Here is a 25,583-nt window from a genome sequence, read left to right as displayed (position 1 = left end):
GTCGCGCTCGCCCAGTGTCGTGCGCGTCATACTGCCCAGCCCTTCAGCCGCGCATGGCCGACGAGCCAGAGCGTGAACGCCGCGATCGCGATGATGACGAAGGGCAAGCCCAGCGTCTCGCTCGCGCCCTTGTGGGCGACGATGTCGGTCGAGGCGAACAGCCAGCCGAACTGCGCGATCGTCGCCACCAGCGACGCGATCAGGAACGGACGCGCACTGGCGCGCCGCATGAACAGCAGCACCGCACCGACGAGTCCGGTTAGGACCGCGACGGCGAACAACGGGTCATACCAGTTGGGCAACGTCGCATAGAGCGCGCGGTCATAGGCGCTGGACTGCCCAATCGCGTCGGCGCCGAGCCTAAGCTGTTGCAGGCACATGAAACATCCGACGAGCCCCCCAGAGAACGAGCACGCCTGTCGTCATGCGGAACCACAAGGGCCCCTGTCGCACGAAGAACATGTCGCCGCCCCTGCCAGTTTCTTGGCAACAGACTGCGCGTAGTAGAGGCTACACGCAAGAGGATGCGGCCATGCGGCAAGATGTCTCGGATCCGGAACCGGAGGGACATCGGGAGCTTCCGACTGCGACGTCCCTCCGGGCGTATCTAACACCTATCGCGCCCAACCTGAACGCGTCGTGACGAAACGCGCGTGGCGATCAGAACGATCGCGACACGGTCAGGCCATAGGTGCGCGGATCGCCGGGTTGTCCGACGACCAAGCCGGTGCTGCCGGACTGAAGCGCGAGCACTTCATAGTAGTTGTGGTCGAACGCGTTACGCAGCCAGCCGAACACGTTCCAGCTGTCCTTCGCCTTGAATCCCAAGCGGAAGTTGCTGAGCGCATAGCCCTTGATGTCGGTGTAGAGCGAGCGCGACGGGTTGGACGAGAAGGTCGAGCGGTAGCTGCCGTCATAGCCGAGATACACCTGACCATCGATCCCGCCGATCGTGGCCGGCAAATCATATTCGGCGCCGTACGAAAACGCCCATTTCGACACGCCGGGCAGGCGCTGACCGGAGATGTCGCAGTTGGCCGGGCTGACCGTCCCCGTCCCTGCCGGACCTGGCAGGCTGGTCGCCGTCGGGGCAGACCCTCCTGATAGCTCAGGCGGGCAAGGCGCATCGACGAACTTCACGTATTTCGCGTCGGTGTAAGCACCGTTGGCGTAGACGCTGAACCGGTCGGTGGGGCGGAAGGCCGAATCGAACTCCAGGCCGCGAGTCCGCACCTTGCCGGCATTGGCGAGATAGCCGCGCAACACGCCGAGCTGGCCGTTGGTGACGGTCGCCTGGTAATCGCTGATCTCGGTCCAGAAGCCGGCGAGGTTGAGCGTCAGTCGGCGATCGAGGAACTGCGTCTTCAGGCCCAGCTCGTAGTGATTGACCTTCTCGGGCTTGACCGTGGCCGCCGAGAGGATCGGATTGTTGCTGCCGTCGAGCGGCAGGCCGGACAGGTTGATCCCTCCGGACTTGTAGCTCCGCGCGTAGGTCGCATAGGCGTGGATGTCGGAAGTCACGGTATAGGCCGCCGTAATGTCGCCCGACAGGTTCCAGTTGTCGAAATCGGGCTGATAGCTCTGCGGCGCGAGCACACCACGCTGGTCCGCGGTCAGCGCCGTACCGGTGCCGTTGGTGACGACCGAGACATAGTCGCCCTTCTTCTTGTCGTAGTTGAGGCGCAGGCCCGGCGTGATCTGGAACCGGTCGCTCACGTTCCAGGTCAGCTTGCCGAACAGCGCCGCGCTGGTGTTCTTGAAGCCGATCGTGTTGCGCGCGGTCAGGCCGTTCAGCGTCGCCGGATTCTTCCCGCCTGTGCTGGTCGGGTTAAGCAGGAACGCGCTGGCCGCCGGCCCCTGGACCTGAAGCCCTTGCGTATCGATCGTCTGGTAGAAGTAGAATGCGCCGAGCACGTAATCGAGCGTGTGCTTGCCGTTCGAGGCGATCCGCAACTCCTGGCTGTACTGCGTCTGCTGCGACGGATTGGCGGACACGGTGGTGATCGGCAGGCCGATGAAGTCGCGATCGTTCGACGGATCCCAGTGCCAGAACCGCCACGCGCTGACCGACGTGATCGTCGCCGCGCCGAGATCCAGATTGCCGAGCAGCGAGACGCCACCCAGTTCCTGCTTCGCACGCAAGGGCGTATCGACATCGGTCACCCGGTCGAACGCGTTGGTCGATGGTACGACATAGCCCCTGCGCGGCAGCGAGGGCCGCGTACTGACGGATCAGCGGCCGCTGCGTTGCGCCGGTGCGGACGTAATATTGCACGCAGCAGTTCGGGTTCTGCTGGCCGTAATCGCCCGACAAGGCGAAATCGAGCGTCTCGGTCGGCTTCCAGTAGAGCTGTCCCCGGACGCTCTTGTTGTCCTGCGCGTTGAGGTTCTTGCCGGTCACGACGTTGGGGATCGTGCCGTCGCGCTCGGTCACCGAGGCGGACAGCCGGATCGCGAGCTTGTCGGGGATCAGCGGGCCCGACACCGACGCCTTGGCTTGAATGAACTGATAGTTGCCGGTCGTGAGCTCGATCCGCGCCTCGGGCGTGAAGCTGGGCTTGCGCGTCGTGATGTTGATCGCGCCGGCCGTGGTGTTCTTGCCGTAGAGCGTGCCCTGGGGCCCGCGGAGAACCTCGATCCGCTCGGTATCGGTGAAGTCGAACGTCGCCGACGCGATCCGGCTGTAATAGACCTGGTCGACATAGATGCCGACGCCCTGCTCGATCCCGTCGTTGGTCAGGCCGAACGGCGCGCCGAGACCGCGGATATTGGCGGCGGAATTGCGTGGGTTGGTCGAGTAGAATTGCAGCGTCGGCTGAAGCTGCGTCAGGCGGCTGACATTATACGCGCCAGTCTCGGCGAGCGCGGTGCCGCCGATGACCGACATCGCGATCGGGACCGTCTGGATCGTCTCGGCGCGGCGGCGTGCGGTAACGACGACGTCCCCGCCCCCGCCCTGCTGCTGGTTGCCGAGGCGACCATTGGCCTGTGCGTCCGCCTGCTCGCCGGCGGCCGTTTGCGGCGGAACGGCCGGCGTTGATACGGTAGCGGCCTGACCGGCAAGCAACAGAGCAAGCGTTAGCGACATGAATGTTTCCCCTGAACCTTGCCGCGCAAAGTCTAGTAATTCAGGGGATATTCAATGCGAGCATGTCTTGGAGCGGAGAAAGCGCGGCTTCGTGGCGCTCGTTGGTAAGGACGAAGAGCTCAAGCGTACGATGGCCAACAACCGCGAACGGCACCCGCCGCCCTGTTTCCCCGCGAAGGCGGGGATCCAGCCTGGGCTCCCGCCTTCGCGGGAGAACAAGGAGGCGGTGGCAGGTATCTTTATGAGAACCACAATTCCCTCCCCCTTTGGAGGAGGATGTGATTCAGACCAGGCGGCTCTGCTTGACCGCGGCTTTGATGAAGCTCGCGAAAAGCGGATGCGGGTCGAACGGCTTGGACTTCAGCTCGGGGTGGAACTGAACGCCGACGAACCAGGGGTGGTCGGGGCGTTCGACGATCTCGGGCAGCGTGCCGTCGGGGGACATGCCGGAGAAGACGAGGCCGCCTTGCTCCAAGGCTTCCTTATACCCGGTGTTGACCTCATAACGGTGACGATGGCGCTCCGAGATCTCGGTGCCGCCGTAGATCGACGCCACGACACTGTTGCCATCGAGCTTCGCATTATACGCGCCGAGCCGCATCGTGCCGCCCATGTCGCCCTCGGCCGCACGCGTCTCGAGGCCTTCGCGGCCCATCCATTCGGTGATCATGCCGACCACCGGTTCGTCGGTCGGGCCGAACTCGGTCGACGACGCATTGGGGATCCCGGCGAGATCGCGCGCGCCCTCGACGCACGCCATCTGCATCCCGAAGCAGATCCCGAAATACGGAATCTTCCGCTCACGCGCGAACTTGACCGAAGCGATCTTGCCCTCCGCGCCACGCTCGCCGAACGCGCCGGGGACGAGGATCGCGTCGCACGGCTCGAGCTGGCCGGCGATGTCGCTCTCGGCGTTCTCGAACAGTTCGGCGTCGATCCAGCGGACGTTGACCTTCACGCGATTCGCAATGCCGCCGTGCACCAGCGCTTCGTTGAGCGACTTGTACGCGTCCTGAAGCCCGACATATTTGCCGACCACGCCGATCGTGACCTCGCCCTGAGGGTTGGTCAGCCGGTCCATGATCTCGGTCCAGCGCGACAGATCAGGCGCCTCGGCGGGTTCGATCCCGAACGCGCGGAGCACTTCGATGTCGAGGCCTTCGCCATGATACTGGAGCGGCACTGCGTAGATGCTCTTCGCGTCGAGCGCAGGAATGACGGCGCTGGCGGGGACGTTGCAGAACAGCGCGATCTTCGCGCGCTCCGACGGCGGCAGCGGATGTTCGCAGCGGCAAACGAGGACGTCGGGCTGCACGCCGAGTGCGGCAAGTTCGCGGACCGAATGCTGCGTCGGCTTGGTCTTCAGTTCGCCGGCAGCCGCGATGTACGGCACCAACGTCACATGGATGCTGATCGCCTTACCGCGGCCTTCCTCGTTCTTGAGCTGGCGAATCGCCTCGATGAACGGCAGCGATTCGATATCGCCGACGGTGCCGCCGATCTCGCAGAGGACGAAGTCGATATCGTCCGTCTCGGCACGCGCGAATGCCTTGATCGCGTCGGTGACGTGCGGGATGACCTGCACGGTCGCGCCGAGATAGTCGCCGCGCCGCTCGCGCGTGATGATCTGCTGATAGATGCGACCGCTCGTCACGTTGTCCGACTGGCGCGAGGGAACGCCGGTGAAGCGCTCGTAATGGCCGAGGTCGAGATCGGTCTCCGCACCGTCGTCGGTGACGTAGACCTCGCCGTGCTGATACGGCGACATCGTGCCGGGATCGACGTTCAGATACGGATCGAACTTCCGAATCCTGACGGTATACCCGCGTGCCTGGAGGAGAGCGGCAAGCGATGCCGCCATGAGACCTTTACCGAGCGACGAAACCACGCCCCCGGTTATGAAAATGTACCGAGCCATGGGAAGAGTCTCGTAGCGTGTGTTGGGGACGAACGACAAGAGCCCCGCGGATCACGCGGGGGCCTTTATCGGCGAATGGAGTGTTTAGTTGGCTAGCGGGACCGCGCCGTTGTCGGCCGGCTTGGTCGTGCCGGCGGGGACGCCAGCGTTCTCGGCGCCACCGGCGAACGGAGCCGCATCACCCTTGGGCTGCGCGGTCGGAACGGTCGTCGCCGCCGCCGGGGTGCGGGCGAGCGACGTGTCGATCGTGGTCGTCCGGTGATTCGCCGCGAGGACCGCGAGCAGGATCGAGAACAGCACGAACATTGTCGCGAGGACGCCGGTCGCGCGGGTCAGGAAATCGGCTGCGCCGCGCGCCGACATCAGGCCCGACGGACTGCCGCCCATGCCGAGACCGCCGCCTTCCGAGCGCTGCATGAGGATCACCGTGACGAGGGCGGCCGCGATGATCGCGTGGATGACGAGCAGAAAGGCGAACATTGCGCGGAAAACCCCGGAACTTTTGCGAAGGCGCGCACATAGGCGACGTCGCGGTTTCGATCAACCGGGCGATCGACCGCGGCGCCGGCTCCGCATATCGCAAACCAATCGCAAAGCTACGGAAACATGACGTCCGGGCGGCGTTGTGAACCCGTAATGACGCTCATGACTGGGTATCGTGCATATAAATTCAGATGGCGGATCAACGCTGTGGCATCAATGGCAGCCAATACCTTATCGACCTGGATGACCGCTCTGGTGGATTATGTCCGCTCGGGTGAACCCGATCTGACCAATCGTCAGATGGCGCTTCTTCTGCTCGTTTATCTCAAACCGGGGCCGCATACGGTGCGCGGCCTTGCCCGCGCTCTGAACGTATCGAAGCCGGTCGTCACGCGCGCCTTGAACAGATTGGGTGCCCTCGGCTATCTGCGCCGGCAACGCGACGATAGCGACAAGCGCAACATCTTCGTCGCGCGCACGACCGAAGGGGCAGATTTTCTTGAAGAGTTCGGGCAATTCATCGGCGACGGCCCCGCCCCAGCCAGCTCCAATGGGCGCGCAGCCGCTCACGCTTGAGCCGTTCGACGACCAGGCCCGTACGAGCTTTTCGCTGACGGGCCGCTCGGTCGACCTCGACCCGCGTACGCACGCGGTTCGCCGCGATATTGCCGACATTCGCCTCGCCGAATACGTATTCGCTCCACACTATGCCGTGCCGATGATACGGCCCGTCGCGCGCACAGCTTTGTTGCGCAGCGGACGAGACGAAGCGAGCGATACGATGGTCGACCTCAACCCTGGCGACAGTTTCGAAGTACTGGAAATTGCCGGCGTTTCCGCATGGGGCGTTGCGCGTCCGAGCGGGCTGGTCGGCTATGTCGAGGCCGCTGCGCTCGACCTTTCGACGACGGACGCGGCATGACCACGGTCTTCATCGATGGCGCGGTTGGCACCACCGGCCTCGAAATCCGCGAACGGCTTGCCGGGCGGACCGACATCACGCTGGCGCTGCTGCCTGAGAATCGTCGCAAGGATGCGGCGGCTCGGCGCGAGGCGCTGAACGATGCCGATTTTGTCATCCCTCTGCCTGCCGGACGAGGCGTCGCGCGAAGCCGTCACGCTGATCGACAATGCGCGTACCCGCGTGATCGACGCATCGAGCGCACACCGCGTCGCTGTCGGCTGGACCTACGGCTTCCCCGAACTGCCGGGCCAAGCGGATAAGGTCGCGACCGCGATGCGCGTGTCGAACCCCGGCTGCTATCCCACCGGTTTCCTCGCGCTTGTTGCGCCTCTGGTCGCGGCCGGTCTCATCCCCGCCGACCTTCCGCTGAGCGTCAATGCAACCTCGGGTTACTCCGGTGGCGGCAAGGCAATGATCGCGGCGTTCGAAAACGGCGAGCCGGCGACGGCCTTCCGCGCCTACGCGCTAGGGCCTTGCGCACAAGCATATTGCGGAGATGACGCAGCATGCGGAACTCAAGCACGCGCCTATCTTCGCGCCTGCGGTGGCGAACACCTACCGCGGCATGGTCGTCGAAGTGCCGTTGCACCTCCACGCCCTGCCCGGCCGCCCGACGCTCGCGGTAATCGAAGACGTACTGCGCGCCGCATTCGATGGCTCGAAGCTCGTCTCGGTTGCCACCGGCGATATCGGATCGGTCGATATCGAGGAGAACGCAGGGACCGATCGTCTGACGCTGAGGGTCTGCGGTAACGACGCGGCTGGCCATGCGCGGCTGGTCGCGACGCTCGACAATCTTGGCAAGGGCGCCGGCGGTGCCGCGGTCCAGAACCTCAACATCATGGCCGGGGTCGATCCCGTAGCCGGCCTCGTTTTCTAGGACCGGCGTTCTTCGCCCGGTCCATCGCCACATCCAGGAGCTTCCATGCACCGTAATCCCGTAGCCAAGCTGCTCCTGTTCGGCGCGACCGGCGATCTCGCGCAGCGCATGCTGCTGCCGTCGCTCTATGGCCTGCACGCCGACGGGTTGCTGCCCGAGGAACTGACGATCACCGGCGCCGCGCGTCACGAGCATGACGACAAGGATTACCGCAAGTTCGCCAAAAAGGCGCTCGACGAGTTCCTGCCCGAGGATCGAAAGGACGAAGGCGCGATCGGGACGTTCCTCGACCGGATCTTCTACCAGCCGACCGACCTGTCCGATCCTGCGAGTTTCCAGCCGCTGGCGGACAAAATCGGCGATATCTCCGGCGGACTGGCGATCTATTTGTCGACCGCGCCGTCGCTGTTCGAAGCCGCGATCGAGGGACTGCACAAGGTCGGCCTGGCTGGTGAGACGGTCCGTGTCGGCCTTGAGAAGCCGCTCGGCTACGATCTGGAGACGAGCCGCGAAATCAACGATTCGGTGGCGAAGGCTTTTCCGGAGGACCGGACCTATCGGATCGATCATTATCTCGGCAAGGAAACCGTCCAGAACATCCTCGCGCTGCGCTTCGGCAACTCGTTCTTCGAGCCGGTGTGGAACGCGCAAGGGATCGACAACGTCCAGATCACGATCTCGGAGACCGTCGGGCTGGAAGAACGCGCAGGCTATTACGAGACTGCGGGTGCGCTTCGCGACATGGTCGCCAACCACATGCTCCAGTTGCTCGCGCTGATCGCGATGGAGCCCCCCCGCGCGCTTCGAGGGCACGGACGTCCGCGACGAGAAGTCGAAGGTGTTCCGCTCGCTGCGCATGATCAAGCCCGAGGAAGTCCCGCACGTCACGGTCACCGGCCAGTATGGCGAAGGCGCGGTGAAGGGGAAGTTCGTCAAGAGCTACTCGGACGAACTCGGCCAGGCTTCGACCACCGAGACGTTCGTCGCGATCAAGGCGCATGTCGATAACTGGCGCTGGCAGGGCGTGCCGTTCTACCTGCGTACCGGCAAGCGCATGGCGACTCGCCGCAGCGAGATCGCGATCCAGTTCAAGGCGGTGCCGCACTCGATGTTCGCGGGGCGTGGCGGGCTGTTGCAGCCCAACATGCTCATCATCCGCCTCCAGCCTGAGGAGTATATCCAGCTGCTGGTGATGGCGAAGGAGCCGGGGCTTGACCGCGAAGGCGTCCGCCTGCGCGAAGTGCCGCTCAACCTCAGCATGGATGCCGAATTCGCCGGCTCGCGTCGGCGGATCGCGTATGAGCGGCTGCTGCTCGACCTGATCGAGGGCGACCAGACCTTGTTCGTGCGACGTGACGAGGTCGAGGCGCAATGGACCTGGATCGATGCGATCCGCGAGGGCTGGAAGGCCAACGCGATGAAGCCCAAGAGCTATGCCTCGGGCAGTTGGGGTCCATCCGCGGCGATCGCGCTGACCGAGCGCGACGGCGTGACCTGGCAGGACGATTGAGTTTATCTTTTTTCCGTTCGCCCCGAGTAGCCTTCGAGCGAAGTCGAGAAGGCGTATCGAGGGATCGGCCCGATTGTGGCATTGTACCTCGATACGGGCTCTCGGCTTCGCTCGCCCCCCTACTCGGCACGAACGGCATTTTTGACAGCAATTTTCTGAGTGAGTTCAAGTTTATGACCGAAATCGAATGGTGGGATTACGAGGATTCCGACGAGCTCGCCAACGCAGTCGCGGGCGATATCCAGTTCGTCATCGAGAGCGCACTCGACGCGCGCGGCTCGGCGGTGATCGCGCTGGCGGGCGGCAAGACGCCGTTCGCCGCGTATGAGAAGCTCGCCCAGGCGAAGCTCGACTGGAAGAAGGTCACGATCATCCCCGGCGACGAGCGGATCGTGAAGCTCGGCGATCCGCTGTCCAACGTGACGGCGCTGGCGAAGATCTTCCTGCCCAAAGGCGCGCGGGTGAAGCCGATCGTCCCTGAGGCGATGTCGGACTACAAGGCTGCCGGACGCTCGGCGGATGCGTTGATGCAGGACCTGCACTGGCCGCTCGACTTCTGCCTGCTCGGCATGGGCGGCGACGGACATACCGCGTCGATCTTTCCCGGCCCCGATTACGACGAGGCGCTGAGTGGCCCCAAGGAACGCCGTGCGCTCGGCGTGATGCCCGATCCGCTCCCGCCCGAGGCGCCGCTGGCGCGCGTCACGCTCTCGGCGGCGGCTATCGCCTCGTCGAAGGCGCTGATGATCATGATCACCGGCGACGCGAAGAAGAAGGTGCTGGAGCAGGCGATCGAACAGGGGCCGTCGTCGTCCTATCCGATCGGCCGCGTGCTGGCCGAAGTCGAGCTGCCGGTTGACGTGCACTGGGCGCCGTGACGATGCTCAACGCCGTCGTCTCCGCGGTGACCGACCGGATCATCGAGCGCTCGCGCGACAGCCGCGCCGCTTATCTCGCGCTGATCGAGCGCGAGGCGGCGGCACAGGTCCGGCGTCCCGGCCTCGGCTGCGCAAACCTTGCGCACGCCTATGCCGGGACCGAGGAAGACCGCGACGCGATGAAGGCCAATGCCGGCATGAACATCGGCATCGTCACCGCGTATAACGACCTGCTGTCAGCCCACGCGGTCTATTATCGTTACCCCGAGCTGATGAAGATCTGGGCGCGCGAAGCAGGTGCGACGGCGCAGGTCGCGGGCGGCGTGCCGGCGATGTGCGACGGCGTGACGCAAGGGTATCCGGGCATGGAGCTGTCGCTGTTCAGCCGCGACACGATCGCGTTGAGCACTGCGATCGCGTTGTCACATGGCACGTTCGAGGGTGCCGCGCTGCTCGGCATCTGCGACAAGATCGTCCCCGGTTTGCTGATGGGCGCGTTGCGCTTCGGGCATCTGCCGATGGTGCTGATCCCCGGCGGGCCGATGCCGACCGGGCTTCCCAACAAAGCCAAGGCGGCGGTTCGCGAGAAATTCGCCGAGGGGCTGGTCGGGCGCGAGGAACTGCTCGAGGCCGAGATCGGCGCTTATCATTCGAAGGGCACGTGTACCTTCTACGGCACGGCGAACACCAACCAGATGATGATGGAGGTGATGGGCCTCCACATGCCGGGCGCGGCGTTCGTCAATCCAGGTACCAAGCTGCGCCAGGAACTCACGCGGGCGGCGGTGCACCGGCTGGCGAAGATCGGCGCGCGCGGTGATTCGTACCGTCCGCTCGGGCATTGCGTCGACGAGAAGGCGATCGTGAACGCCGCGGTCGGCCTGCTTGCGACCGGCGGCTCGACCAATCATCTGCTCCACGTTCCGGCGATCGCGCGCGCGCGGGGATCATCATCGACTGGGAGGATTTCGACCGCCTCTCCTGTGCGGTCCCGCTGATCGCGCGCGTGTATCCCAACGGCTCGGCGGACGTGAACGCGTTCGAGGCTGCCGGGGGAATGCCCTATGTGATCCGCGAACTGCTCGGCGAAGGGCTGTTGCACGGCGACATCATGACGATCGGTGGCGAGGACCTGTCGGCGTATGCGAAGACCGCGGTGGTCGAGGGCGACACGCTCGCCTGGCGCGATACGCCGGATAGCGGCGACGAGACGATCCTCCGTCCCGCGACTGCGCCGTTCTCGCCGGATGGCGGCATGCGGATTCTCGCGGGCAATATCGGCCGTGCGTGCATCAAGGTATCGGCGGTCGAGCGCGAGCGCTGGATCGTCGAGGCCCCCCGCGATGGTGTTCGACGATCAGCTCGACGTGATCGAGGCTTTCAAGCGCGGCGAGCTGGAGAAGGACGTCGTCGTCGTCGTCCGCTTCCAGGGGCCGCGCGCGAACGGGATGCCGGAGCTGCACAAGCTGACGCCGCCGCTGGGGGTGTTGCAGAACCGCGGGTTCAAGGTGGCGCTGGTCACCGATGGCCGGATGTCGGGCGCGAGTGGCAAGGTGCCGTGCGCGATCCATTGCTCGCCCGAGGCGCTGCTCGACGGCGCGATCGGGTTGATCCGTGATGGCGACATGATTCGGGTGGACGCGGTGAATGGCACACTCGAGGCGTTGGTCGACGCGGATGTGTGGGCGACGCGCGAGATGGTCGCGATACCGCCGCCAGTCAGCGGCATGGGTCGCGAGCTGTTCGGGATGTTCCGCGGGCTTGCCGACGAGGCCGAGAAGGGTGCGTCGGCGATGCTGGCGGGCGCTGGGCTTTAATAAATTCCGTTCGTCCCGAGTAGGGATCGAGCGAAGTCGAGAGCCCGTATCGAAGGACACCCCCGTGGCATGTCCCTCGATACGCCATCTCGACAAGCTCGATGGCTACTCGGGACGAACGGCAAGGGGGTTAGGAGAGACGACATGGAAATCGTAGCGGCAGATATCGGCGGTACGCACGCCCGCTTCGCGATCGCTGAGGTCGAGAACGGCCGCGTCGTGTCGCTCGGCGAGCCGGCGACGCTCAAGACCGCGGACCACGCATCGCTCCAGACCGCGTACCAGGCGTTCGAGGCCGGCCTTGGCCGCCCCCCCCCCGCGCGCTCGCGATCGCGGTCGCGTCGCCGGTCGCAAACGACGTCATCCGGCTGACCAACAACCCGTGGATCATCCGCAAATCACTCATCACCGAGCGACTGAAGGCGGACCAGTGGGTGGTCGTCAACGATTTCGGCGCGGTCGGCCATGCCGTGGCGCAGGTGCCGAGCAGCGACTTCATCCATCTCTGCGGGCCTGATACGCCGCTGCCCTCCGAGGGTATCACGACGATCTGTGGCCCCGGCACCGGGCTCGGCGTCGCGCAGTTGCTGCGGCGCAAGGCCGGCTATCAGGTTCTCGAAACCGAGGGCGGGCATATGGACTTCGCCCCGCTCGACGGGATCGAAGATGCGTTGCTCAAGCGGCTGCGGAAGACGTTCACGCGCGTCTCCGCCGAGCGCGTCGTCGCAGGCCCCGGCATCGTTGCGATTTACGAGACGCTCGCCGCGCTGGAGGGCCGCGCGGTTCCCAGCCATGACGACAAGACGATCTGGACCGAGGCGATCGACGGGACCGATTCGATCGCGCTCGCCGCGCTCGACCGGTTCTGTCTCGCGCTCGGCGCGGTCGCGGGCGATTTGGCGCTGGCGCAAGGCGCGAAGGCGGTCGTGATCGCCGGCGGCCTGGGCTTCCGGATCAAGGATCGCCTGATCCGCTCGGGCTTCGACCAGCGCTTCGTCGCCAAGGGTCGCTTCCAGGGCATGATGGCAGCGATGCCCGTCAAGCTCATCACCCATCCCCAGCCCGGCCTGTTCGGCGCCGCGGCCGCCTTCGCACAGGAACATACCCAATGACCGCAACTCCCTCGCGCACTATCGCAGACATCATGCAGACCAGCGCCGTCATCCCGGTGCTGGTGATCGAGGACGCGGCGCTCGCCCGTCCGCTCGCCGAGGCGCTGGTCGCGGGCGGCCTGCGTGTGCTCGAAGTGACGTTGCGCACCGGCGCCGCGCTGGAGGCAATTGCCGAGATGAAGAAGGTGCCGGGCGCGATCGTCGGCGCGGGGACCGTCGTCAACACGCAGCAGTTTGCGCAGGTCCGCGATGCGGGGGCCGAGTTCATCGTCTCGCCGGGGCTGACCGAACGCCTCGCCATGCCGATCATCGAGAGCGGTATTCCGTTCCTGCCGGGGATTGCCAATGCGGCGGACATCATGACTGGGCTCGACCTGGGGCTGACGCACTTCAAGTTCTTCCCGGCCGAGGCGAATGGCGGGTTCAAGGCGCTCAAGGCTCTGGCCGCGCCGTTTTATCAGTGCAGCTTCTGCCCGACCGGCGGGATCACCGAAGCGAGCGCGCCCGAGTGGCTGGCGTTCAAGCCGGTGTTGTGTGTGGGAGGAAGCTGGGTGACCGGCGGGACGATGGCCGAGATCGAGATCAAGGCGCGCGCGGCTAACGCGTTGCGGGGGGTAGGCTTCCGCCTTCCTTCAAGGGAAGGGCTGATCTTTTTCACCCCCCCCTGAAAGGGAGGGGGCCGGGGGTGGGTCGGCCGCTTGGCGGACGCTCCGGCAGTTGCAGACCAACCCACCCCCTACCCCTCCCTTTCAGGGAGGGGAGCCGGACGGTGGCTACATCTCGCCACGCGCTTTACGGATCGCGTACCATTTCTTTACGTTGGCGTTGTGTTCGGCCAGCGTGCTCGCGAACACGTGGCCGCCGGTGCCGTCTGCTACGAAGTAGAGCGCCTGCGTCTGGGCCGGATCGAGCACCGCGTCGATCGAGGCACGGCCGGGGTTGGCGATCGGGCCGACCGGCAGGCCGGCTTCGGCATAGGTGTTGTAGCCGTTCTTCGCGTGCAGTTCCGAGCGCAGGATGCGGCGGCCCAGCGGGCGACCCTTCGTGATCGGGTAGATCACGGTCGGGTCGGCCTGGAGCGGCATGCCGCCCCGCAGGCGATTGCCGTAGACCGCGGCGACGGTGCGGCGTTCGGAGGGCTTGCCGGTTTCCTTCTCGACGATCGAGGCGAGGATGATCGCCTGTTCGGGCGTCGTCACCGCGATGCCAGGCTTGCGCGTGGCCCAGGCGGTCGCGAGGTAGGTCTTCATCGCCGACTGCATCCGCGTGACGACTGATGCGCGGGTGTCGCCGGCCTGGAAGGCGTAGCTGTCGGGGAGGATCGAGCCTTCCGCCGGAACCGGCACGGTGCCGGTCAGACCGTCGGCCTTCGCCAGCGCGTCGTGGACCAAGACCGAGGGATAGCCTTCGGGGACGACGACGAGGCGTTGTACGACCTTGCCGCCCTGCATCAATTTCAGGATGTCGGACTGGCTAGTGTGCGGCGCGATGCGGTATTCGCCGGCCTTGATCGGGTCGCCCGAGCCGAAGACGCGCGCGTAAAGGCGGAAGCGGCGGGCCGAAGGGATCGCGCCGGCCTTTTCGAGTTCAGCGGCAGCGCCGGCCAGCGTGCTGCCTTCGCCGATCTGCACGGTCAGGGTGCGGGGGGCTGGGCCAGCGCCGCCCCAACCTTGGACGACCAGGAACAGCGCTACGACTGCCGCCAAGCCTAAGACGAGTCCGAAACAGCCGACCTTGCGCATCACTACCTCTTGTTCTCCCGCGAAGGCGGGAGCCCAGTCTGGGCCCCCGCCTTGGGCCCCATCAAAGTATTACTTTGATGGGTGACCCTTCGCGGGGGAACAAACCTACTTAACGGACCTTCGTCATCACCAGCGACGCATTCGTGCCGCCGAAGCCGAACGAGTTGTTCAGCACAGCCCGGACTTCACGCTTCTTGGCAACATGGGGCACGAGATCGACGCCCACGCATCTGTCGCTCGGATTATCAAGGTTCAGCGTCGGTGGGACGATCTGGTCGCGCAGCGCGAGGATGCAGAAGATGCTCTCGACCGCGCCGGCACCACCGAGCAGATGCCCGATCGCGGACTTGGTCGACGACATCGACAGACCCGTGATTGCATCGCCGAACAGGCGGCGGACCGCGCCGAGTTCGAGCTCGTCGCCCAGCGGCGTCGAAGTGCCATGCGCGTTGATGTAATCGATGTCCTCGAGCTTGAGGCCCGACTTCTTGATCGCCATCTGCATCGATCGGAACGCACCGTCGCCTTCCGGATGCGGCGCCGTCACGTGGTATGCGTCGCCCGACAGACCGTAGCCGATCACCTCGGCATACATCTTCGCGCCGCGCGCCTTGGCGTGCTCGTACTCTTCGAGCACCAAGACACCAGCGCCCTCACCCATCACGAAGCCGTCGCGGTCCTTGTCGTACGGACGCGAGGCCTTTTCTGGCGAATCGTTGAAATTGGTCGACAGCGCGCGCGCCTGTGCGAACCCGGCGATGCCGAGCGGGCAGACCGTGCCCTCCGCGCCGCCCGCGAGCATCACGTCGGCGTCGTCCATCGCGATCATCCGCGCGGCGTCGCCAATGGCGTGGGCGCCGGTCGAGCAGGCGGTGACGACCGCGTGATTCGGACCGCGCAGGCCGTATTTGATCGAGACCTGACCCGAGATCAGGTTGATCAGGCGGCCATGGACGAAGTGTGGCGAAACGCGGCGCGGTCCCTTGGTATGGAGCACGATCGCTTCGCTCTCGATACCCGGCAGACCGCCGATGCCCGAACCGATCGAGACGCCGGCGCGCCAGCTTTCCTCGAGCGTCATGTCGAGCAGACCGGCATCCTCGAGCGCCTGGCCTGCGGCGTCGATGCCGTAGATGATAAACGGATCGACCTGGCGCTGGACCTTGTGGTCGACGCGCTTGCCGGGGTCGAAGCCGTACTCGTGATCGGCAGGCTTCACCTCGCAGGCGATGCGGCACACCTGATCCGACGCATCGAAGCGCGTGATCGGGCCCGCGCCCGACTTGCCGGCCAGGATATTCGCCCAGGCCGTTTCAACATCCGCCCCCAGGGGGTGACCAGGCCTAGCCCGGTTACGACGACACGCCGCATGGCTTCAAACTCCGTCTGCTCTCAAAACGAAACGGCTCCCCGCCCTCTTTGCCCAAGGACGGGGAGCCGCTCAAATCACACCCTTCAGGGCAGGTCCAAAGTTTTGAACCCTAGACCCTGATCAGGCCTTGTGCTCGTCGATGTAGGTGATCGCGTCCTTGACGGTCGCGATCTTCTCGGCGGCATCATCGGGGATCTCGACACCGAACTCTTCCTCGAACGCCATGACGAGTTCGACGATGTCGAGGCTGTCTGCGCCCAGGTCGTCAATGAAGCTCGCGTCCTCGGTCACCTTGTCGGCTTCGACGCCGAGATGCTCGACGACGATTTTCTTCACGCGGTCAGCGGTCTCGCTCATGGTAGTTCCCTCTTCAAATCTGGGGGTTTTCGGTATTTCCTGAACGCACCTAGAACGCGGCAGTTCAGCGCGCAAGTTCAGATCATCGCCATCCCGCCGTTCACGTGCACGGTTTGTCCCGTGACGTAGCCGGCTTCACGGCTGGCAAGGTACACGATCGCCGCGCCGATGTCTGCGCCTTCGCCGAGCCGACCGGCAGGAATCTTCGCGGTGAGCGCGGTCTTCTGAGCATCTGGCAGTGCGTCGGTCATCGGCGAGGTGATGAAACCGGGGGCGACGCAATTTACGGTGATGCCGCGGCTGGCGAGTTCCTGCGCCATCGATTTCGACATGCCGATCAGGCCGGCCTTCGACGCGGCGTAGTTCGCCTGGCCGGGATTGCCGGTGACGCCGACGATCGAGGTGACCGAGATCATCCGGCCGAACCTTGCCTTCATCATCGGCTTGGCGGCGGCGCGCATGAGGCGGAACGCGGCCTCGAGATTGACGCGGATGACGTTGTCCCACTCGTCGTCCTTCATCCGCATCGCGAGATTGTCGCGGGTGACGCCGGCGTTGTTGACGAGGATGTCTAGCTTACCGCCGAGCGCCTCGACGGCTTGCGGGACGAGCGCGTCGACCGCGGCGGCGTCGGAGAGGTTGCAGGGGAGCGCGACGTGGTCGCCGCCGAGGGTGGCACGGAATGCTTCGAGCTTGTCGGCGTTGGAGCCGGATACGGCAAGGCGCGCGCCTTGCGCGGCTAGGGGCCTTGGCGATCTCGGACCCGATCCCGCCGGATGCTCCGGTGACGAGGGCGGTCATGCCTGTGAGGTCGAACATTCTAACTCCGATCTATAATTTTTCGCGCAGAGACGCGGAGGACGCAGAGGGGCGGTGGTTGTTGACGAGGCGGCGGACGCCCTCTTTCAGGGGTGGCGCCGCCGAAGTTTATGAGCAGCCCGACGGGCTGTTTGGTCAGTCTAAGATAGGTCAGCAGTTGCTTGGCGTGGACGGGTAGGGAGGCACTCGACCGATTTGATCTCGACGACCAAGCGGTCGTCAACAAGTAGATCAATCCGGAACGCAGCTTCGAAGCGCAAGCCTTCGAACTCGATATCGATCGGACACTGGCGGGCGACTGTATACCCCATGGCAATCAATCGACCGGCAAGGACTGCTTCGTAAACGCTTTCCAGCAGCCCCGGCCCTAAATCTCGATGCAGTCGCAAAGCGACATCGAGGACGTCGCCACTGACCACATCGATATTTTTCCTGGGCTCTGCGTCCTCTGCGCCTCTGCGCGAAATCTACAGTACCTTAATCAACCCCTCGATGTCGTCCATGGTGATGACGCTCGTGGTTTCGACGTCGGGGGTGATGCGTTTGACCATCGGGCTAAGCACCTTTCCGCCGAATTCGACGAAGTGGCCGACGCCGGCTTCACGCATCGCCAACACCGATTCGCGCCAGCGGACCATGCCGGTGACCTGTTGGACCAATAGATGACGGATCGTGCCGGGGTCGGCGACGGCGGTGGCGTCGACGTTTGCGAAGACGGGAACGAGCGGCGCGCGGAGGTCGGCGTCTAAGAGCGCGGATTCCATGGCTTCGGCGGCAGGCTGCATCAGGGGGCAGTGGAAGGGGGCGGATACGGGGAGCAATACAGCACGCTTGGCGCCGAGGTCCTTGGCCAGTGCGATCGCCTTTTCGATGGCGAGGCGGTGGCCGGAGATGACGACCTGCGACGGGTCGTTGTCGTTCGCGACGGTGCAGATCAGTTCGGGGCCGCCTTCCGCGAGGATGGCGTCGACCGCGGCGCCGGCGATGACCTGCGCCTTTTCGAGATCGGTGCCGAGCAGCGCGGCCATCGCCCCCTCGCCTACCGGTACGGCCGCCTGCATCGCGCGGCCGCGGAGTTTCAGGAGGCGGGCGGTCGTCGACAGGTCTAGCGCACCGGCGGCGCACAAGGCGGTATATTCGCCAAGGCTGTGGCCAGCGACATAGTCCGCCTTGTCGGCAAGGCGGAGGCCGCCTTCCTTCTCGGCGACGCGCAAGGTGGCGATCGCGTTCGCCATGATCGCTGGCTGCGCGTTCTCGGTCAGGAGCAGGTCGTCCGCGGGCCCTTCGCTCATCAGGCGGAACAGGTGCTGGCCGAGCGCCTCGTCGACTTCGGCGAAGACCTCGCGGGCGGTGACACTGGCGTCGGCGAGCGCCTTGCCCATGCCGACAGACTGGCTCCCCTGGCCGGGGAAGATGAACGCGCGCATGGCCTATCCTCTATGTTGGGTCTTCGTTTGAGCGCGGGGCCTATAAAGGTGCGGCCTGAGTTGCAACCTGAACGAACTCCGCGGCCTTGCGACAATATGCGACCATTTCGCCGACCTTGCGACAAGCGGCTGCGACAATCGGCTCCCAGATTATGGAGGACGCCGCAGCAACGGCGCCGTGTTTTCAACGGGAGATTATCATGAAGACGTTCATCCTCAGCGCGCTTGCCGCCACCCTCGTCGCCAGCCCACTGCTCGCAGCCGCTCCGGCCGAAGCGCAGCAGCGTCGCGAAGTGACCACCGTGCGCCACAACGACAACGGCCGCACCGTCGTTACCAAGCGCACCGTCGTCCGCACGCCGCAGTATCGCAACTGGCGCGCCGGCCAGCGCTTTGATCGTCGCCAGGCGCAGAACTACCGAGTGATCACGACGTACCGCAACTATCGTCTCGCACCCCCGCCCCGCGCACATCAGTGGGTCCGCTCGGGTCGCGACGCGATCCTGATCGACGGTCGCGGCAACGTGGTCCAGGTTCGTGGCGGCGCATTCCGGTAACACCTACCATTACCTTGCCTTTGCCGGATAAACGGGTAAGGCCCTCTGCAACCGGGGTGAGAGATTCGCGTCTCTCGCCCCTGTTTGCATTCTAGACGACAGCCGGAGGGGTGCACGCATGGGGCGTGTATCAGCGATCGGCCAAGACGAAGGACAAGACATGGCTCTTTACGAGCACGTGTTCCTTGCGCGCCAGGATCTGGCACAAGCGCAGGTGGACGCACTGGCGGAAATCGCCACCAAGATCGTGAACGACAACGAAGGTCGGGTCGTAAAGACCGAGAACTGGGGCCTGCGTTCGCTGGCGTACAAGATCGCCAAGAACCGCAAGGCGCACTATGTCATGCTCGAGATCGATGCCCCGGGCAGCGTGATCGCAGAGCTGGAGCGCCAGACTCAGATCAACGAAGACATCATCCGTTACATGACGGTCAAGGTCGACACCCTCGAAGAGGGCCCGACCGTGATGATGCGCAAGCAGGATCGTGACCGCGAGCGTCGTGGCGACCGTGAGGGTGGCCGTGAGGGTCGTCCCGATCGCGGCGATCGTCCGGACCGTGGTCCCCGTCGTGACCGCGAAGAGGGAGCTGAATAATCATGGCACGTCCATTCTTCCGCCGCCGCAAGAGCTGCCCGTTCTCCGCCAAAGACGCTCCCCGGATCGACTATAAGGACGTCCGGTTGCTGCAGGGCTTCGTGTCCGAGCGTGGCAAGATCGTCCCGTCGCGTATCACTTCGGTGGCCGCAAAGAAGCAGCGCGAACTGGCCCAGGCCATCAAGCGCGCGCGTCATCTGGGCTTGCTGCCCTACATCGTTAAGTAAGGAGCGCCCACATGGACGTCATTCTGCTTGAGCGCGTCGAAAAGCTTGGTGCTATCGGCGACGTGGTGAAGGTCAAGGACGGTTACGCACGTAACTTCCTGCTTCCCAACAAGAAGGCGCTTCGTTCGAACGAAGCCAACCGCAAGGTGTTCGAGTCGAACCGTGCGAAGATCGAATCGGACAACGCATCGCGTCGCAGCGATGCCGAGACCGAAGCGAAGACCTTCAACGACGCGACCGTGACCCTGATCCGTCAGGCGTCGAACACCGGTCAGCTCTACGGTTCGGTCGCGGTTCGCGATCTGGTCGATGCGCTGGTGGCCGACGGTCACAAGGTCGGCAAGTCGGCGATCGTGCTCGACAAGCCGATCAAGGCGATCGGTGTCTACACCGTCAAGGTATCGCTGCACCCCGAGGTGTCGGTGGCCGTCAAGGTCAACGTCGCCCGCTCGCCTGAAGAGGCCGAGATGCAGGCTTCGGGTGTCGACGTGATGTCGTCGATGTTCGAGCGCGACGAGGCTGGCTTCGTCGAGGATTACGATCCGAACGCAGAGCCCGGCGCGACCGCCGAAGCACCGCGCGACCAGGAGGACGAAGCGCAGGGGTTGATCCCTTCGCTTCCCTTCTAGCCGATACAGAAAGGCCCGCCCGGAGCGATCCGGGCGGGCCTTTCTTTGTGTCTGCGCGACGGGCGTCAGGGGCAGGTTACGCAGGCGCCGATCATCGCTGCGAAGGGGATGAGGGCGCAGAGGATGGGGACTAGGTGTTTCATGACCGGGTGACTCTTGGGGGTGTTGTCCGGTTAATGCGCAGGGTCGGGAAAGGTTGCCGAGAGGTGAACGAGTTTTGTACCGATCGGTTTTCGGTGCGGAAGAAGCCACCCTCCACCACCACCCCGGCGGAGGCCGGGGCCCAGTTGGGAAAGCTAGAGTAACGGATCGCAGCGTCCATCATCCGTGTCCCCCAACTGGGCCCCGGCCTTCGCCGGGGTGGTGGTAGTGGAAGGTCAGCTTTCGACATTCTCCGGCTTCTCGATCAGCGCAGGCCCCTCGCCTAGCGCCAGTGCATCGACCGAGGACACGTCCTCCAGATCCCGCGCACCGGTCTCGATGTTCAGGTCGCGGAATTTGCGGCCGGTTACCATCAGGCGGCCGTTGAACGAGTTGGTGAAGCCGTTGAAGTTCTTTACCGCGCTGTTGAGACCGACGCCGACCTTCCGCAGATCGTCGGCTACCTTCGCGAGGCGGTCGTGCATTTCCTTGCCGAGTTCGCCGATCTTGCGCGCTTCGTTGGCGAGTTTTTCCTGGCGCCAGACCGCCGCGACCGTGCGGGCGATCGCGATCAGGTTCGTGGGGGGTGGCCAGCAACACGCGCTTTTCGAAGGCGAAATCCCATAGCGTCGGGTCGTGTTCGAGCGCGGCGGAGAGGAAGTGTTCGCCGGGGACGAACATGATGACGTAATCGGGCGTGTCGGCGAACTGGCTCCAATAGGCCTTATTGCCGAGGCCGTTGACGTGCGCGCGCATCGAGGCTGCGTGGGCGGCGAGTCCGATCAGGCGCTCGGCGTCGTCGACCGCGCCGAATGCGTCCTGGTACGCATTGAGCGAGACCTTTGCGTCGATCACCAGTGCTCGACCGCCGGGGACGCGGATGATCGCGTCGGGGCGCAGGCGGGCGCCGTCGTCGCCTACTGCGACCGAGACCTCCGTCTGGAAGTCGGTGTGTTCGCTGAGGCCGCAGGTTTCTAGGACGTTCTTTAGGTTGTTGTTCGCCCCAGCGGCCGCGGGACTTGGGGGGCGTTGCGTAAGGAATTGACGAGTTTGGCGGCTTCGGTCGAGACCTTTTCCTGGCCCAGGCGCATCTGCTCGATCTGGCCCTTGAGATCGCCGAACGCATCGCGGCGCTCGGCCTCGACCTTGGCGACACCCTCTTCGTAGCGTTGTAGGCGGTCGCTTACCGGCTGGAGCATCGATTTCAGGTTGAGGCCGGCGGACTCTTCGGACTGGCGGAAGCGGGCGTCGGCGCGTTCGAGGAAGGTCTTCTGCGCGTCGCTGAGCAGCTTGTTGGCGACGTCGCCGAACTGCGCGGCCATGACGTCCTTCGCCTCGCGGAGTTCGAGCAGGCGCGCTTCGAACGCCTCGCCCTGGGCCTTCAGCGTGGCGATTTCGGTGCGGGCGGCGTCGCGGTCGGCGCGGATTGTTGCAAGGTCGATGCGGAGGCGATCGGTGTCGCTGGCGCGCTCGGCGTTCTGCGCGCGGAGGGTGGCGAGGTCCTGCATCGCGGCGTTGCGTTCGCGCTCGACAGCGTCGCGGGCGGTGCGGATGAGGTCGGCGTCGGCGACCTTGGCTTGGGCGACGGCGAGTTCGCTGGCGAGGGTTGCGGCTCGGCGGGAGGCGAGGAGCCAGCCGAGGAGGATGCCGGCGGCTAGCGCGAGCACGGCGATTATGGCGAACTCATCCATTTTGCACCCGCGAATTTAGCTGGAAGTGCACAAAGTGCAGACGCTGGCGCAGCATTTTCGGGGGTGAGACTGTGCGCATCGGCGCGCGGGTTTGGGAAGGAGATGGAGACGTCATGCGTGGAACATACGTCGAACGGTTGATGTAGGACAATCGGAATATGTTGTTCTCCCGCGGAGGCGGGAGTCCAGGGTTACTGCCAGTGGTGCTTGTGGTCCTGGGCCCCCGCCTTCGCGGGGGAACTAGAGGGCGGGCGACACCTTCTCCACCAGCACCACCCCGGCGGAGGCCGGGGCCCAGTTGGGGGACGTCGCTAACTGAGCGCGGCGCGTAGTTACTGCGACCTTTCCAACTGAGCCCCGGCCTCCGCCGGGGGTGGTTACCGGTGCGAGTTGGTTTTCCGCGCGGGTGGGCGAGCCTTTAAGGCACCCCCGCCCCTCACCCCAGCTTACGCTGCTTCGCCAGCTTCTTCAGCACCATGTCCCGCTTCAGCCGGCTGATGTGGTCGATGAACAGCACCCCGTCGAGATGGTCGATCTCGTGCTGCATGCAGGTCGACAGCAGGCCATCGAAATCCTCCTCATGCGCCGCGCCGGTCTCGTCGAGCCACTTCACGCGGCACCGCGCCGGGCGCGCCACCTCGGCATACTGCTCCGGGATCGAGAGGCAGCCCTCGTTGTAGGTGGAGACTTCGTCACTGACCGACAGGATCTCGGCGTTGATGTACGCCTTGGGGTTCTTGATCGGCTTGTCGTCCTCGTCCTTCTCCTCCTGGAGATCGATGACGAGGACGCGCTTCTGCACGCCGACCTGGGTCGCGGCGAGGCCGATGCCGTTGAAGTCGTACATCGTCTCGATCATATCGGCGACGAGCGTGCGGATGGAGTCGTCGACCGTCTCCACCGGCTCGGCGACGAGGCGCAGGCGGGGATCGGGGACTTCGAGAACGGTCATGACGGTCATCAAGCGCAGCTAGGTTCCGCGCGGGGGTGCGTCAAGGACTTGGCTCAAGCCATTGGCCGCCTTGCCCTTAGTGCCTGCGCCAGCGTGCCCTCGTCGAGATAGTCGAGTTCGCCGCCGACCGGCAGGCCGTGGGCGAGCTGGGTGACGCGGACGGGGAAGCGTTCGATGCGCTCGGCGATGTAGTGCGCGGTGGTCTGGCCTTCGAGCGTGGCGTTCATCGCGAGGACGACTTCGTCGATGCCGCCGGCTTCGATGCGGCGGACGAGGCTGTCGATGCTGAGATCCTCCGGGCGGATGCCTTCGAGTGCGGACAGCCGCCCGCCGAGGACGTGGAAGCGACCGGGGAACAGGCGGGACCTGTCCAATGCCCAGAGATCGGCGACTTCCTCGACGACGCACAGCGAACGCTGGTCGCGACGCGGGTCGGCGCAGATCGCGCACGGATTGGTGGTGTCGACGTTGCCGCAGGTCGAGCAGTTCTCCAGCCGCTCGTCGACCGCGGTCAGCGCCTCGCGCAACGGCCCCAGCGCCGCGTCGCGCTTCTTGAGCAGATGCAGCACGGCGCGACGTGCGGACCGGGGGCCGAGGCCGGGGAGCCGGGCCAGCGCCTGCGTCAGCGCCTCGATCTCGGGGGGATGCCATAGGGAACAGATAGGGGGTTGCGCGGCTCCCCGCCAGCGTGTTCGAGAGGGGCCATGCGGATCATCTTCATGGGAACGCCGGACTTCGCTGTGCCGGTGCTGGAGGCCCTCGTCGCGGCGGGGCATGAATTGGTGGCGGCGTATTGCCAGCCTGCCCGGCCAGGGGGCGGCGTGGGCGCGAACTGGTGCCGTCGCCGGTGCAGGTTCGGGCGGAGGCGCTGGGAATCGAGGTGCGGACGCCGGTGTCGTTCAAGGCGTCTTTGCCGGAGGGGCTGGAAGCTCGCGAGGCGTTTGCGGCTTTGCACGCGGACGTTGCGGTGGTCGCGGCCTATGGTCTTATTCTGCCGCGCGCGGTGCTGGAGGCGCCGCGGTTCGGGTGCCTCAATGTGCACGGGTCGCTATTGCCGCGGTGGCGCGGCGCGGCGCCGGTGCAGCGGGCTATTCTCGCGGGCGATGCCGAGACGGGCGTCGGGATCATGCAGATGGAAGCGGGTCTGGATACCGGGCCGGTAAGGCTCGAGGGACGGACGCCGATCGTCGGCAAGACCGCGGGGGGATCTGACGTCCGAACTCTCCGCGATGGGGGCTCGGTTAATGGTCGAGGTGCTGGCCGATCTGGACGCCTACCCTGCCCGGCCGCAGCCCGAGGAGGGCGTTACGTACGCCGCGAAGATCGACAAGGCGGAGGCGCGGATCGATTTCGAGCGGTCGGCGGTCGAGGTCGAGCGACTCGTGCGGGCGATGAACCCGGCGCCGGGGGCGTGGTTCGAGCATGCGGGCGAGCGGGTGAAGGTGCTGGCCGCGGACGTGTTGCCGTTCTCGTTTCTTGGGTGCGAGGGGCTGACGGTCAACGCCGAGCTGACGATCGGGTGCGGCGACGGGGCGATCCGGCCGACTTTGGTGCAGCGGGCGGGGCGCGGCGTGACCTCGGCGGAGGAAATGCTGCGCGGGTTTCCGATTCGCTCGGGGACGCAGCTTTGACGCGGTTCGCGTTGACGGTGGAGTTCGATGGCCGCCCGTTCATGGGCTGGCAGCGGCAGAAGCATGGGCCGAGCGTTCAGGCGGCGCTGGAGGCGGCGGTGCTCAAGATGACCGGCGAGACCGCGTCGGTGCAGGCGGCGGGGCGGACCGATGCGGGCGTGCACGGGATGGCGATGCGCGCGCATGTCGACATCGCGAAGCCGCTCGCGGCGTTTCGGTTGATGGAGGGGCTGAATGCTCTGGTGAAGCCGGCGCCGGTTTCGGTGCTGGCGTGCGAGGTGGTCGACGACGATTGGCATGCGCGGTTTTCGTGTGTCGGGCGGTCGTACGAGTACCGGATCGTCAACCGGCGGTCGCCGCTGACGTTCGAGGCGGGGCTGGCCTGGCAGGTGCCGCAGTTGCTGGATGCGGACGCGATGGCGGAGGCTGCGGGGGGCGCTGGTCGGGCGGCACGACTTCACGACGTTTCGGTCGGCGCATTGCCAGGCGGACAGCCCGGTTCGGACGCTGGACCGGCTGGAGGTGGTGCGCGCGGGGGAGCGTCTTTTTGTTTACGCCGCCGCGCGATCTTTCCTGCATCATCAGGTGCGGTCGATGGTCGGTTGTCTGGCGCTGGTGGGTATGGGGCGCTGGGCGGTTGGCGATGTGGCGGACGCGCTCGCGGCTAAGGATCGGGCGATGCTAGGGTTGAATGCGCCGCCTGATGGGTTGTTCTTCGTTGCGGCCGTCTACCCCTAAGTTTGTATCCCCGCGAAGGCGGGGACCCAGTCTGGGCCCCCGCCTTCGCGGGGAA

16 protein-coding genes and 12 pseudogenes are annotated in these 25,583 nt (G+C 65.3%); 15 read left to right on the top strand and 13 right to left on the bottom strand.

The annotated features are described in order from the left end of the window. Positions 1–26 precede the first annotated feature (26 nt). The 4 genes and pseudogenes from NHF48_RS20715 to secG form a co-directional block, all read right to left on the bottom strand. Positions 27–380, bottom strand: coding sequence for a hypothetical protein (locus NHF48_RS20715; RefSeq protein ID WP_253072169.1), 354 nt, complete (start codon positions 378–380; stop codon positions 27–29). 280 nt (positions 381–660) lie between these two features. Next, positions 661–3,088 (bottom strand): annotated as a pseudogene (locus NHF48_RS20710) (TonB-dependent receptor). 283 nt (positions 3,089–3,371) lie between these two features. Further along, complete coding sequence (locus NHF48_RS20705; RefSeq protein WP_253072168.1) at positions 3,372–5,006, bottom strand: CTP synthase; 1,635 nt, start codon at positions 5,004–5,006, stop codon at positions 3,372–3,374. A gap of 84 nt (positions 5,007–5,090) precedes the next feature. After that, positions 5,091–5,486 carry a preprotein translocase subunit SecG gene (gene secG / locus NHF48_RS20700; RefSeq protein WP_133018938.1) on the bottom strand — a complete coding sequence of 132 codons (396 nt, stop codon included), beginning with the start codon at positions 5,484–5,486 and terminating at the stop codon, positions 5,091–5,093. 246 nt (positions 5,487–5,732) lie between these two features. On the opposite strand from secG, the gene NHF48_RS20695 reads away from it, so the two are divergent. The 8 genes and pseudogenes from NHF48_RS20695 (at position 5,733) to eda (ending at position 13,318) form a co-directional block, all read left to right on the top strand. Continuing rightward, positions 5,733–6,065 carry a MarR family transcriptional regulator gene (locus NHF48_RS20695; RefSeq protein WP_136191419.1) on the top strand — a complete coding sequence of 111 codons (333 nt, stop codon included), beginning with the start codon at positions 5,733–5,735 and terminating at the stop codon, positions 6,063–6,065. Continuing rightward, positions 6,040–6,411, top strand: a complete 372-nt coding sequence (locus NHF48_RS20690) for an SH3 domain-containing protein (RefSeq protein ID WP_165899580.1) — start codon at positions 6,040–6,042, stop codon at positions 6,409–6,411. Before NHF48_RS20695 ends, NHF48_RS20690 begins: the two co-directional genes overlap by 26 nt. Beyond that, a pseudogene (gene argC, locus NHF48_RS20685) lies at positions 6,408–7,333 on the top strand (N-acetyl-gamma-glutamyl-phosphate reductase). The gene NHF48_RS20690 and the pseudogene argC overlap by 4 nt, the downstream one beginning before the upstream one ends. 45 nt (positions 7,334–7,378) lie before the next feature. After that, positions 7,379–8,843: pseudogene (gene zwf / locus NHF48_RS20680) on the top strand (glucose-6-phosphate dehydrogenase). Positions 8,844–9,016: 173 nt separating this feature from the next. Continuing rightward, entirely contained in the window at positions 9,017–9,721 is a 705-nt protein-coding gene (pgl, locus tag NHF48_RS20675) for a 6-phosphogluconolactonase (protein ID WP_132739130.1), read from the top strand. A gap of 2 nt (positions 9,722–9,723) precedes the next feature. After that, positions 9,724–11,538, top strand: a pseudogene (gene edd, locus NHF48_RS20670) (phosphogluconate dehydratase). Between the two features lie 144 nt (positions 11,539–11,682). Beyond that, a pseudogene (glk, locus tag NHF48_RS20665) lies at positions 11,683–12,650 on the top strand (glucokinase). Continuing rightward, entirely contained in the window at positions 12,647–13,318 is a 672-nt protein-coding gene (eda, locus tag NHF48_RS20660; RefSeq protein ID WP_253072167.1) for a bifunctional 4-hydroxy-2-oxoglutarate aldolase/2-dehydro-3-deoxy-phosphogluconate aldolase, read from the top strand. Before glk ends, eda begins: the two are co-directional and overlap by 4 nt. Positions 13,319–13,423: 105 nt before the next feature. Here the strand turns inward: eda and mltG are convergent, their stop codons facing one another. The 4 genes and pseudogenes from mltG to fabG form a co-directional block, all read right to left on the bottom strand. Further along, the gene (gene mltG / locus NHF48_RS20655; RefSeq protein ID WP_253072166.1) at positions 13,424–14,392 is read right to left on the bottom strand and encodes an endolytic transglycosylase MltG; all 969 of its coding nucleotides are present in this window, start codon (positions 14,390–14,392) and stop codon (positions 13,424–13,426) included. 109 nt (positions 14,393–14,501) lie between these two features. Further along, positions 14,502–15,763, bottom strand: a pseudogene (gene fabF / locus NHF48_RS20650) (beta-ketoacyl-ACP synthase II). Positions 15,764–15,884: 121 nt separating this feature from the next. Beyond that, positions 15,885–16,121 (bottom strand): acyl carrier protein, encoded by a 237-nt coding sequence (locus tag NHF48_RS20645; protein ID WP_031393971.1) that lies wholly within the window; start codon positions 16,119–16,121, stop codon positions 15,885–15,887. Between the two features lie 77 nt (positions 16,122–16,198). Next, positions 16,199–16,810, bottom strand: a pseudogene (gene fabG / locus NHF48_RS20640) (3-oxoacyl-ACP reductase FabG); the annotation flags it as partial. Between fabG and NHF48_RS26210 the strand changes: the two are divergent. Then, a pseudogene (locus NHF48_RS26210) lies at positions 16,804–16,986 on the top strand (hypothetical protein); the annotation flags it as partial. The pseudogenes fabG and NHF48_RS26210 sit on opposite strands and share 7 nt — an antisense overlap. Here the strand turns inward: NHF48_RS26210 and NHF48_RS20635 are convergent. Further along, positions 16,953–17,365, bottom strand: a pseudogene (locus NHF48_RS20635) (GxxExxY protein). The pseudogenes NHF48_RS26210 and NHF48_RS20635 overlap by 34 nt on opposite strands. A 42-nt stretch (positions 17,366–17,407) precedes the next feature. Continuing rightward, positions 17,408–18,367: an ACP S-malonyltransferase gene (gene fabD / locus NHF48_RS20630; RefSeq protein WP_253072165.1), complete on the bottom strand. Its 960-nt coding sequence runs from the start codon at positions 18,365–18,367 to the stop codon at positions 17,408–17,410. Between the two features lie 200 nt (positions 18,368–18,567). On the opposite strand from fabD, the gene NHF48_RS20625 reads away from it, so the two are divergent. From NHF48_RS20625 to rplI, 4 genes are all read left to right on the top strand, one after another. Continuing rightward, on the top strand, positions 18,568–18,924 hold the full coding sequence (locus NHF48_RS20625) for an RcnB family protein (protein WP_060526938.1): 357 nt from the start codon (positions 18,568–18,570) through the stop codon (positions 18,922–18,924). A 160-nt stretch (positions 18,925–19,084) separates the two neighbouring features. Next, the gene (rpsF, locus tag NHF48_RS20620) at positions 19,085–19,519 is read left to right on the top strand and encodes a 30S ribosomal protein S6 (RefSeq protein WP_056050884.1); all 435 of its coding nucleotides are present in this window, start codon (positions 19,085–19,087) and stop codon (positions 19,517–19,519) included. A gap of 2 nt (positions 19,520–19,521) precedes the next feature. Then, positions 19,522–19,746 carry a 30S ribosomal protein S18 gene (gene rpsR, locus NHF48_RS20615; RefSeq protein WP_031393978.1) on the top strand — a complete coding sequence of 75 codons (225 nt, stop codon included), beginning with the start codon at positions 19,522–19,524 and terminating at the stop codon, positions 19,744–19,746. Between the two features lie 11 nt (positions 19,747–19,757). After that, entirely contained in the window at positions 19,758–20,375 is a 618-nt protein-coding gene (rplI, locus tag NHF48_RS20610) for a 50S ribosomal protein L9 (RefSeq protein WP_253072164.1), read from the top strand. A gap of 377 nt (positions 20,376–20,752) precedes the next feature. Here the strand turns inward: rplI and rmuC are convergent. The 3 genes and pseudogenes from rmuC to recR form a co-directional block, all read right to left on the bottom strand. Then, a pseudogene (rmuC, locus tag NHF48_RS20605) lies at positions 20,753–22,207 on the bottom strand (DNA recombination protein RmuC). Positions 22,208–22,643: 436 nt separating this feature from the next. Further along, positions 22,644–23,168 (bottom strand): peptide deformylase, encoded by a 525-nt coding sequence (def, locus tag NHF48_RS20600; protein WP_056486128.1) that lies wholly within the window; start codon positions 23,166–23,168, stop codon positions 22,644–22,646. A gap of 44 nt (positions 23,169–23,212) precedes the next feature. Then, the gene (recR, locus tag NHF48_RS20595; RefSeq protein WP_253072163.1) at positions 23,213–23,935 is read right to left on the bottom strand and encodes a recombination mediator RecR; all 723 of its coding nucleotides are present in this window, start codon (positions 23,933–23,935) and stop codon (positions 23,213–23,215) included. On the opposite strand from recR, the pseudogene fmt reads away from it, so the two are divergent. Together fmt and truA are read left to right on the top strand one after the other, a co-directional pair. Further along, positions 23,864–24,790 (top strand): annotated as a pseudogene (fmt, locus tag NHF48_RS20590) (methionyl-tRNA formyltransferase). The gene recR and the pseudogene fmt sit on opposite strands and share 72 nt — an antisense overlap. Then, positions 24,787–25,528: pseudogene (truA, locus tag NHF48_RS20585) on the top strand (tRNA pseudouridine(38-40) synthase TruA). The pseudogenes fmt and truA overlap by 4 nt, the downstream one beginning before the upstream one ends. The last annotated feature ends 55 nt before the right edge of the window (positions 25,529–25,583 follow it).

Source organism: Sphingomonas sp. H160509, from assembly GCF_024124765.2.
Lineage (GTDB): Bacteria > Pseudomonadota > Alphaproteobacteria > Sphingomonadales > Sphingomonadaceae > Sphingomonas.
Note: the sequence above shows the minus strand (reverse complement) of the source record. Positions and strands in the feature narration are given on the sequence as shown.